Source organism: Pontiella sulfatireligans (assembly GCF_900890705.1).
Classification (GTDB): domain Bacteria; phylum Verrucomicrobiota; class Kiritimatiellia; order Kiritimatiellales; family Pontiellaceae; genus Pontiella; species Pontiella sulfatireligans.
In genome coordinates this window covers 1-11,369 of the sequence record NZ_CAAHFH010000003.1, presented here as the reverse complement: position 1 = coordinate 11,369, position 11,369 = coordinate 1, and the positions used below count along the sequence as shown (strand labels likewise).

At 51.3% G+C, this 11,369-nt stretch carries 6 protein-coding genes; all 6 read left to right on the top strand.

Annotated features, from left to right (window positions below; translation table 11 throughout):
• Complete coding sequence (locus SCARR_RS24490) at window positions 1-1,080, top strand: PEP-CTERM sorting domain-containing protein (RefSeq protein ID WP_168433598.1); 1,080 nt, start codon at window positions 1-3, stop codon at window positions 1,078-1,080.
• Window positions 1,081-1,143: 63 nt separating this feature from the next.
• On the top strand, window positions 1,144-3,543 hold the full coding sequence (locus SCARR_RS24485) for an autotransporter outer membrane beta-barrel domain-containing protein (protein WP_168433597.1): 2,400 nt from the start codon (window positions 1,144-1,146) through the stop codon (window positions 3,541-3,543).
• Window positions 3,544-4,015: 472 nt separating this feature from the next.
• The gene (locus tag SCARR_RS24480; protein WP_136064786.1) at window positions 4,016-6,667 is read left to right on the top strand and encodes a DUF4832 domain-containing protein; all 2,652 of its coding nucleotides are present in this window, start codon (window positions 4,016-4,018) and stop codon (window positions 6,665-6,667) included.
• A 13-nt stretch (window positions 6,668-6,680) separates the two neighbouring features.
• A complete protein-coding gene (locus SCARR_RS24475; RefSeq protein ID WP_136064784.1) occupies window positions 6,681-6,944 on the top strand; it encodes a hypothetical protein in 264 nt (87 codons plus the stop codon).
• Window positions 6,925-10,569: a hypothetical protein gene (locus SCARR_RS24470; protein ID WP_136064782.1), complete on the top strand. Its 3,645-nt coding sequence runs from the start codon at window positions 6,925-6,927 to the stop codon at window positions 10,567-10,569. Before SCARR_RS24475 ends, SCARR_RS24470 begins: the two co-directional genes overlap by 20 nt.
• A gap of 193 nt (window positions 10,570-10,762) precedes the next feature.
• The coding region (locus SCARR_RS24465; protein WP_168433596.1) for a sulfatase-like hydrolase/transferase at window positions 10,763-11,369 on the top strand (607 nt) is incomplete at its 3' end.

The window sequence follows — 11,369 nt, the reverse complement described above, 5'->3', positions numbered from 1 at the left end:
ATGAAAAAGAGTAGTATTCGTTTCTTAATTACATTGTTGGTAACAGGTTCCATTAGTGCGTCGGCGCAGACTGGCTTCACAGATGGCGGAGGAGACCATCTCTGGAGCAATCCGGCGAACTGGAGCGCTGGTTTGCCGGACGCCGCAGATGCGGTGACACAGACAGCGTCCGGCGGAGCATTGCTGAATCTGGACTCAGACGCTGGTACAGTGGCGTCCTTTAATAACGGCAACAACAGCACCAGCACCTTTAACATTGTAAGTGGTGGCAGCCTGACCACTGGCGGTCGGTTCGATATCGCCAACAGCGATGGTGTGGGCGTCGGTATCCTGAATGTAGATGGCGGCTCTCTGAGTGTTGGCGGGGACTTTCAACTCGGGCGATTTGGTACGCGCAGCGGCATCGTCACTTTAAATACAGGAAGCATAACAGCCTCCGGACAGACTCAGATTGGTGGATGGAACACAGGAACCGGAGACCTTACTATCAACGGAGGGACCTATACCGCCAATGAGCGTGTGCGAGTCGGGGTAACTGGCGCCGGAGCACTGACCATGAATGCTGGAACACTGGATCTGACCGGACAATGGGGGCCGGGAACTTTGGAAGTTGGCAATGGCGCGGGAGACGGGCTGTTCGTTCTGAATGGCGGCACGGTCTCCGTCGACCTGTTCTCAATGGATGACACCGCTGCGGGGAGCGCCCGTGCGGAAATCAACGGCGGGTTGCTTCAGATCAGGAATAAATGGAGCGACGACGCGTTCACCGTTGCCAACGACGATGCTGAATTTTTCATCGGCAACGGTGTTGTGGAAAGAGACGGTGATTCAATTTCCTTATTCACGAGCGCAGTTGACGCCGGAAACATCACCTGGGATAGCTCAAGCACCACTATGCTGACTGAAAACTGGGATGTCAGCTACACCAACGGGACGGGCAGTATCCTTTTTGTCGACTATAACGATGCCACTGCCGGCAGTACCACCATGTGGGCGGCAATCCCGGAACCGGCAACGCTGGGGCTGGTTGCTGCCATGGGTGGTATCATGTTGATGGTTCGTCGTGCATTCATGCTGTAACATGAAAGATGATTCAGAAAATAAAAACCAACGGAGGGTAAGATGATGAGAGAGTATATTAAAATGTCAACGTTAGCGGCGTTAGTGGTCGCGACGGTCATGTCCGCTTCAGGGCAGAACGCCAGATGGAACGGCAATGGCGAGGACGGTATGTGGACCAACCCGGCCAACTGGAATGTGGGCTTTGTGCCGACGCTGACCAATGACACTGCCAACTGGACCGGTGATGCGGTCACAATCGACGATGCAGCTTTTGCAGATCGTTTCTGGTCACGGCATGGGAGTGGTGACAATATTCTTCTTGTTGCAACCAACGGTTCATTGACTACCATCGGTGATGTGGCGTTGAATGAATTCTCCAATGGACCAGTAGATGCTGAGTTGAACGTCAATGGAGGCCATCTTTATGTGGGCAATGACATTTCTGTTGCGGGGCAGGCTACGTCCCAGGGGGAGGCGTTGTTCGTTCTCAACAGTGGATCCATTAATGTCTCCACGAACAATAAGATCGGCACAGCCGGACAGGGAATCGGCGTAAATGGTCGGGTCGATGTAAACGGCGGCACCTACACCGTTTCAGGCCGGAGTATGATTGGCGGCGGTAACCTTGCGACGGACGAGGGCGTGCTCAACCTTTATGGCGGTCTGTTTACTGAAGGCATTGCGGGCAGTAACAACACGATGCAGATCGGTATTGGTCAGGGCAACGGAGCGGTCAACCTGTACGGAGGCAAGCTGGTTAACAACAATAATCTTTCAATGGATGCCGATGCTTCGACCGATGCCGGAACCGCTGTTGTTAATCTATATGGAGGAGAGTGGTGGCAGGTTGATCCGGACGTGAATATGCAGGATGAGTCGACGCTGGCTTTCCAGGAGGGTGTCCTGTACTGGTCCGGTGATCAGGTTGATGCCATGACGGAACTGGTAACGAATGATGTGGTATCCTACATCCTTGGCGGTACCAATATGCTGACCGAAAACTGGGATGCTTCCTGGACCAATGGAATAACGTATGATTACGGCTATTGGTCCGTTACGTATGGAAATGCGCTTTTTGCAGATTATAATGATGTGACGAATGGATTCACCACGGTTTGGGCATACAACCTTTCTTCAGTTACGGAACCTGCCGTCAGCAATGGTGTTGCCGAAACGCATACCTTCAATAATGGCAGTGGAGATCAGCTTTGGACTACGGCAGCGAACTGGGATATCGGGACGGTGCCGACCATAGAGGATACTGTAAATCATACCGCGAATGGAGACACATTGGTCATCGCATCTGACGTTGAGGTGGAAGATCTGTTTATCTCTAACGACAGCTCGGCCACGGTAGCCGTTGTTGATTTCGGTGCCCTTGCCGTAAATAATAAAATTCAAGTGGGCAACAGCGGAGGAAATGGCGTGGGTATCCTTCGAATTGACGGCGGTGAGTTAACCACCGGGAGTAGCATTGAATTCGGCATTTTCGGGACTACCCGGAAAGGCATTGGATTCCTGAATTCCGGTAGTATTTCCGCGGGTGGAACCACATCTCTTGGAGGTTTCAATCCCGCATCCGGCGAGTTGACGATCAATGGGGGCATCTATACGCAGACAGGGCTTTTCGAGATTGGGCGTACAGGTGCCGGCATCCTGAATATGAATGGTGGGTCGCTGATTGCAAAAAATGGATTTGATCCACTTAGGGTAGGCGACGGTTCGGGCGATGGCACGCTCAATCTTAATGGCGGTTCAATTGTCACCAGCGGCATGCAAGTCGAATGGGGAGATATAGACGAAGGTACTGGAACGATCAACCTTAATGGCGGCTTGCTGCAGATTGATGGTAATTTTGACGCCGCACTACGTCTGGATGACAATGCTCAAATTAATTTCGACCAAGGTGTGTTTAAATGGGCCGGAAATTGGGTCGATTTTTTTGCTACCAATTACGTAGATAACGGATTCATTACCTGGGCCAACGGGATGACGAATAGGGTGAGCGAGACATGGGATAAATCCTGGACCAACGGCATGTCCGTTCTGTTTGCAGAATTTGCGGATGGGTTCACGACTGTCTGGGCTTTTGATCTATCTTCGCTTCCTTCCGGGTACGAGTCGTATGCAATCCAGTACAACCTGCAGGAAGGATCCTTTGGAGATGACGACGAGGACGGAGCGAGTAACTTTCGTGAGTATGCTCTTAATGGTAATCCGACCAATAATGGCGACACGGGCCATGTGGATGCGAACAACGACGGGACAACGTTCAGCTATGTCTACGCCAAACGCGATGGCGACGCCGGCATTGGCTACACGCTCGTGGATACTACAGATCTGGTGTATGTTCCGGGGAATACCAATAATTGGGATTCCCAGTCCAGCGGACCTGTTGTTGGAGACTACTCAACGGTCACCAACAACTATGGCATGACGGTGGACCAACGGTTCATCAAACTGCTGATTGAAGAACTTTAGTCCGAACATAAGCAGTAACACCGACAGGTCCCGGGAAACCGGGGCTTGTTTGAAAAGAATCATCGTACAACTAAATTGCTTGGTATGGCACCTGTCCGAATGAAAATATGTAAATGTCACATTATTGAGTCTCAGTTGGCGCTCGCCTCGTACGCTCTTTGCGGAGAATGACGGGCTCAATGTCACTGACCACCCCGGGTTGGAGTGCCGTTGGCACGACCAATGGCGTATCTTCGGCTACATGGAATGTTCCTGCTTTTAATCCGGTAGAATTCTTCGTGGCGGAAGAGCTGGCGCCTTAACCGGGATTGATGCATCCCGTTTAAATACGGGCAATAAATCATCAAAAGCCCCAGGTTTCGGGGTTTTTTGATATCCCGCCACAACAGCCAAGCGTATGTAATATGTATGGTCGACGCTGTATAACTGAACGCTGTGCTGAAGCGGAAGCCTAAGTTGAATTGGAGCTTTAATGAAATATCATGCAACAGTATGTATGACCCTGCTGTCGACGGCTGTCATCGCAGCCGATGTCCTGACTTCGGTGTCGGTCACGAACGTGGTTCATCCTGGATCGGTTGTTCCTGTGACGGTGCAGTATGAAGCGATGGAAAGCCGAACAGTTGCGGTGAGGTTTCAGCAGAACAGCAGTCCCTGGACCGGATACGGCAGCAGTTCGGTAATGGTTCCCGCCGGAACCGGAAGCGTGATCGTTGAATTGGCCATAAATGCTTCCATCCCCATTGCGACCAATGCATACAAGTTCGGGATAACCATTGAACCGATCGGGGGCGGCTGGCCGGAGCGGCTGGATCAGATCATCGAACCCGACATCAGCTGTTTCGAGGAGCCGATTCCAGAGACGGATGATCTGGTATACATCGAGGCTCCTGATGCGGTACGACCGGGAACTACAGTTCCGGTCACGGTTCGCTATGAAGCTACTACGGAGCGCGATATCGAGGTCAGCTTTCAGCTCAATTCCAATCTCTGGACCGGATACGGGTATACGCGTTTTACGGTCCCGGCGGGGTTCAAAAGTGAAGTCATTAATGTCGATATCGATGCGGATACACCGGAGGCGCTCGATGCATACAAATTCGGTGTCAGCCTTCAGCCGGTGGAGGGCAGCTGGAATGACCGTCTGGATGAAATTATCGAGTCTGATGTAGATTGCATTACATTGACCGGACTTGAAGAAACCATCGCTTTGATTGCATCGCCGGTAATTATTCCCGGTTCCACGGTACCTGTGTCGGTGAATTATGTTGCCACAACCAATCGCGAGATCCGCCTCAGCCTGCAGCAGATGTCGGAACCCGGGGCAGAATATGCCGTCGAGACCATTTCGGTGTCGGCGGGCATAAGTAATATTGTTATTAACCTGGCGATTGACGGCGCCATACCGACCGCTTTGAATGCATACTGTTTTACAGCCGGCCTGCTTCCGGTGGGCGGTGACTGGGCAGCTCGCTTTGCAGAAGCGCTGCAACTCGGTGTGGATTGCGAAAATGGTGCGCCGCTGATCACCGTTTTTCCACCCGAAAACACCGATGCGCTGATGAATCCGCTCAAAGGCTTTCGGCCCAACCGAAACAGTGCAGTTAATCATGAATACGGGACGATTGGACGTGATTATATCCGTTGGAACAACATCGAAAACGACGAGAGCGATACGGTTCAGAAGATCAAAGATTACTGTGATGCAAAATGGGCCGGACTGGCGGAACAAGGCATCAAGGTGATTCCGCGGGTTTATCTCGACTGGGATTCCAACCCGGGGAATGAATACTGGCCATCCGATATGACCACCGGCGACTACAGCAGCACCCAGTTTACCCAACGGCTGGAACGACTGATTTATCGATTGGGTGAGTGCTGGGACAATGATCCGCGCGTGGCCTGGGTGCAGATGGGGCTGATCGGCTACTGGGGCGAGCACCATAGTCCTTCGCCGACGGCGGAGATCCAGACCCTCATGGGCGATGCGTTCACAGCGGCCTTTACCAACAAGAAATTCCTTGTGCGTCATGCGGATCAATTCACGAATTATGATGTCGGGATCTACTGGGACTCATGGGCGCACATTCAGCAGATGGGTTCACATAGTGCCATGATCGAAGAGCTGAACAATGCAACCGGACGATGGAAAACGCATCCAATGGAAGGCGAGACGGCTTACAACTGGGGTGATTGGCAGATTCAACCCGGCGATGATCCCGATGACACGCTGACTGATCCCGTTCATCTCGATTTTCTGTTGGATACGATCTATAACCTGCATTGCAGTGGTTTGGGTTGGGTTTCTTCCTATACCGAAAGTGATCCGGCGGTACAGGCCGGTGCGCAGGAAGTTCAGAAGGCGTTCGGTTACCGCTTTCTGATTTCGCAGATCAGTTGGTCTGGCCGGGTTGAGCCCGGCGGGAATCTGCGGCTGGCCATGACGATCTGCAATACCGGTGCCGCGCCATTTTACCACGACTGGCCGTTGGAGTTCAGTTTGCTTGATCCCGCCACACGTAAACCGATCTGGAAAACCATCCTCGACGAGGTGGATATCCGCGAATGGCTACCGGGCGATGACTGGGACGAGGATGGTCATAGTTATCTGACGCCAGCTTCCAACTATACCGTGAATGTATCGATCCCTGTACCGTGTGAACGAGTTCCCGAGGGTGAATATATCGCCGCGCTGGCGGTACTTGATCCGGTTGGTCACGAGCCGGCTCTACGTTTTGCGGTGCAGAATTATATCAATGGCGGTCGTCATCCGATCGGTCATATCGGCGTTGGAGTCGATGTGGAAGGTTCACACAAAATGAATCCGCAGCTTTTTGATGATCCTCGTGCAGAAGGCCGCCTGGCATATTCGCGCGAAGCGCCGTTGTGGAGCACAGGGTCAGTGGCTATTGAGGAAATGGAACTTGAGCTGCCTTCAACGGTACATTTGTCGCTGAGCGGTTCCGGTGACCATGAATATTACATCATCCAGCGTAGCGAGAACCTCATTTCTAATGACTGGAAAGCTATTGAAGTGCTGTCGGGGGCTGAAACGCTGGTGGAATGGACCGAGTCGTTTGCCAACGAGCAGACTCACATTTTTTATCGTGTCATTGCTGAATAAGAAGGAAGAATAGATGACGATCTGTGACCCAATAAAAGCATTTGCTTTTGTTCATGCTTCCAATGTGGGCGATAGCTCACTCGTCTATCGTTTGCTCGACCAAACCAATCTGGTAAATGGAACGGTGAATACTAATGACTGGGATTCGCAGATGGTCGGTCCGTTTCGCAATGACTATATTGCGGTGAGCAATCATTATAATAGTGCTGAAAAACAGTTTGTTCATTCAACTACAGGTTCTGTAGAAATAGGCATCTATGAATCATATACGACTTAAAACGGCCTGTTTGCTTGCGCTGGTTCTGTTTGCCGGAATGCATATTCATGCGGCCTCCATTATTTACGATTTTGAGGTGGGGAGCTATGTAGGGATCGCTGTGGAAAATGCAACACTTTCAGCCGCTGATGGTGAATTGAAGATGAGTATCGCCGAGGAGCAGCAGTCGTGGAAAGCCCGACTCCTGTTCGATATTAATCAAGATATCTTCGAGCTTCCCAGGATGTTCTTTCGTTATCGTATCGGTCATGTAGAACCCGATAAAGTGGCCGGCTGTGCGGTGACGATTACGATCGACGGGCTGACGACGAGCAACGGCGATTTGGGAACATGGCGTATCTATCCCGGGCTGAACGCATCGACCGATGCATGGCAGAATATCGAAATTGATCTGGCTCCTCTGGTGGAATCCTGGGAATTGACGCATGGGCAGCAGCACGGCAATATTGAGACGATCAATTTCTATATCGGCAATGCCGGAGATCCCTATTTTGGCGATCTATGGTTTGAGTATATCAAGATCGGCGATGTGCTGGCGGTCAATGATGTTCAGGTGAACCCTTTTAATCAGCAGGAGCTACTGGTCAATCTCAGCAAGCCGGTCACCGGTACAGCCATGGCATCAAACTTCACGGTGCTGGTTGACGGTATAATGAATCCGGTGATGCAAACTTCCTTAAGTAACAGCACCGTGGTTGTGCTGCGACTGGACAGTGCAATTGAGATTCCACGTGAGGTCACAGATGTTCCGGATATGTCTTTAAGCTACAACGGAAATGACAGCTTGGTTGCGGAGGGCGATGACCTGCTCGAAGCCTTTGATCTGATGGTTTTGACAAGTGCCTATGCCGAAAATCTGTGGAAATACTGGGGCACATTTAACAAAGTGACGCAGCCTTATCCTGCAGTATGGATAACCAATAACACCGTGGTGAATGGGTGGGACTGGTCTTTGCCGGAATCGGTGGCAGCGGATCCGAATGCCTATTTTAAATTTGCGGGAGATGATATCCATGAACTCTCATGCGGCAGCTTGCGGGATCTGCACGTGACCTGGGATGAGCTCGAACCGACTGAAGGCGTCTATGACTTTGAGTCGTTGCGCCAGCAGATTCTGGATGCAGCGGAAGGGTATGACGGCGTAAGCCTCAGGCTTCGAGCCGCTCTCTGGGAAACCGTATCTCCGACCGGGCTGCCGCTCTCCGGCATGCAATTACGAGAAAATGCACCGCGTTGGATGGACTCGCTGGATATTGCTAAAATCAACATGCATACGGATCGGACGGATTATCAGGTCCATAATTTGGATATTATGGATCCCGATTATCACAGCCGTTATCAACTCCTGATCGAGGCCCTTGGCAATAGCGGCATTCCGGCCATGGAGGAACTGAAGGTGGTGAATCTGTGCTACCGGTCGGCCTCGTATGGTGAAGAGTTTACTGTATACGATCAGGATGATTTTGATCAGCTTGGATTTGAATATACAGCCGACGAAATTGCCTCCCGCACGAAAGAAAGGCTAGATTTCTGGGCTGATGCCTTCGGTACAAATGTCTGGAAGCTGATGTATGTGGGCAGTGGTCTGCAATCGCACGTGGATTATGCCGGCCAATTGGGCATCGGCAGCCGAAATGGATTTATCGAAATGTACGGGGCAACCATTCACATGCCTCAGTTCGGTATAACGATCAATTCAGACCGGCACGTGGATGTGGACGAAACCAATCCGTTCATTGCAAACAACCTGCGGTTTGGCGATGAGAATGAAGAGTACTCTAACGAAGAGCGGTTCGGCTGGAAGGAATCGTTCCCGTATCGATATCAGATCTCGTCGTTCCGTATGCTGCAGATGCGCCGCAATTATGTGATGCATGACAACAATACACTCAACCCGGAACTCACCTGGTACCTGGGACTGGGTCTATCCAGAAACGTTGAGAATACGCCCGATGCCTGGGTCATGCTCAATGAACTCAGCATCAGTCCATGGGCCAACAAAAACGAAGACGGCAGCTCCAATGCAGGGCCGGTGAAAAATGTGGAACGCTGGCTGTATCAGCGGGATATTTCCGGATACGAAACAACCCCGTGTATGGCGGTGCCTACCGCAAAGGATTTGTGGTATGCGGATAACGGCAGGCCCTATGACTATACTGCGCGCAAAGGCCAAAAGATGGGATTTGTTGTGGATGATCGTTTGTTGCTAATGGGCGAGCACCCTGTCGTTATTAAAGTATCTTACTATGATGGAGTTCCTGGTACGCTAAAGCTGGTTTATACCACTAGCAGTGGGACGCAGGAAAAGTCGGTGGTGGCAACCGGTGAGGACAAGGTGAAAACCGTAACCTTTTTCATTGATGCCGTGATGGACGCCCCGGATTTAAACTTTGATTTTGAGCTGCATTCCGTAGAGGAAGTGCCCGTCTTTTTTGTGCGATTGATTAAGCAAGAAACCGATCCTAAGACTTGTGAGTTTGTCAATACGACTGGGGATGGACGCTGGACGAATGCGGCCAACTGGGATGTCGGAACCGTTCCAGCTACCGTTGATGCGGTCCATCATACATCGGTTGCAGGCTCGCTTGAGGTCGATGCCGAATCCTATGCATATATATTGAATATTTCGCATGATGCAATGGCCACCGTGGCGGTTTCACCTGGGGGCCATCTAATGGTAAAAAACGATGTTAAGCTGGGCACGTTCGGTAACTCAATAGGCCGGTTGCTGCTGAATAATGGAGCGGCAACAATCGGGAACTTTTTCTTCGTGGGGGATTCGTCACATGGGGAACTCGAAATCAATGGCGGCAACCTGAACCTTTCGCTCTCCGCGTGGAATCCGCTACGCATCGGGACGGGCGAAGGAGATGGCACCGTGAACCTCAATGGCGGCACCATCCTGACCCCTGGGGTTGAGATGGATTGGAGCGATACCGATGCCGGATCATCGACGCTTAACCTGAATAGCGGATTGCTTCAGATCGAAGGCAGCTTTTCTGCTGCTTTGCGCATGGACGATGATGCCGTCATGAACATCGATCAAGGAGTGTTACGGTGGAGGGGCGACCGGATTGCTGATTTTACAACATTGGTGACCAATAATTATGTAAATTGGTCGAACGGACAAACCAACATGCTGACCGAAGACTGGGAACAGAGTTGGACAAATGGAAACAGCATTCTATTTGCCGACTTTAACGACGTTTCCAATGGCTACACGACGGTGTGGGCAACCCGAACTTCCGGCTATGCTGCTTGGTCGAATCAGTATGGCCTTGTTTTCGGGCCGGATGGCGACGACGACAACGACCAGTTTTCCAACTTCGTCGAATATGGACTCGGCGGCGATCCAACCAATCCCGCGCATCAAGGCCATCGTCCAACCTTTGAAAAAGGGAGCGATGGGTTTAACTATGTCCACGCCGTCCGATCCGATCCAAACAGCGGCCTGCTGTACTATCTGGAACTGACCGACAATCTCGTTTCCAATGTTTGGAAAAACGAAGGCTATACCGTCATCGGAACCAATATCGTCGATGGCGACTTTAATTTTGTTTCCAACCGCATTTTTACCGCCGGAACAACCAACCAATTCATCCGGCTGATTATTGAAGAAAACTAAACAGATTATGGTGTTAGTCGGCCTCGCAATGGTTCGATCCGCAGGAAAAAATGATTAACCGTACGGTTTTTTTAGCGACTCATCGAAAGGGGTTGAACTTCCCGTTTAGATTCCATGATTTGCATCGTATGGGTAAATATAACCTTTTGATGCGAAGAATATCTGATCGTTGGTTCGGAGGTCTGGAGTTTTTATGAAATGGATTAAATGGGTTTTGTTTCTGGTTTGTTTGTCGGCACAAGGTGCAGAACGGCCCAATATTCTATTTTGCATCATGGACGATGCCACATGGATGCATATGGGGGCCTGCGGTTGTGACTGGGTGGAAACGCCTGCGTTTGATCGGCTGGCGGGGGAGGGTATTCTGTTCCGCAATGCCTATACACCCAATGCTAAGTGCGCGCCGTCACGGTCGAGCATTTTGACGGGCCGCAATTCGTGGCAGCTCGAAGAGGCCGCAAACCATGTGATTAAATTTCCCGCAAAATTTAAAACCTTCCCGGAGATCCTGCGGGAAAACGGATACCTCACGGCCAAAACTGGGAAGGGCTGGGGGCCGGGTGATCCCGGAATGATGGATGGCTGTCCGCGGCAGATGATCGGAACCGCTTGGGCGGAAATTAAGGCAAAACCGCCGGCTCAGGGCATGTCCAACGAGGATTATGCAGCCAACTTTGATGCGTTTTTGGAAACGGCAAAGGGTCGACCGTGGTTTTTCTGGTATGGCGCGCGCGAGCCGCACCGCCGCTATGAATACGGCAGCGGAGCCAAGGCGGGAAAGCTGACGGCCTCCATCGACA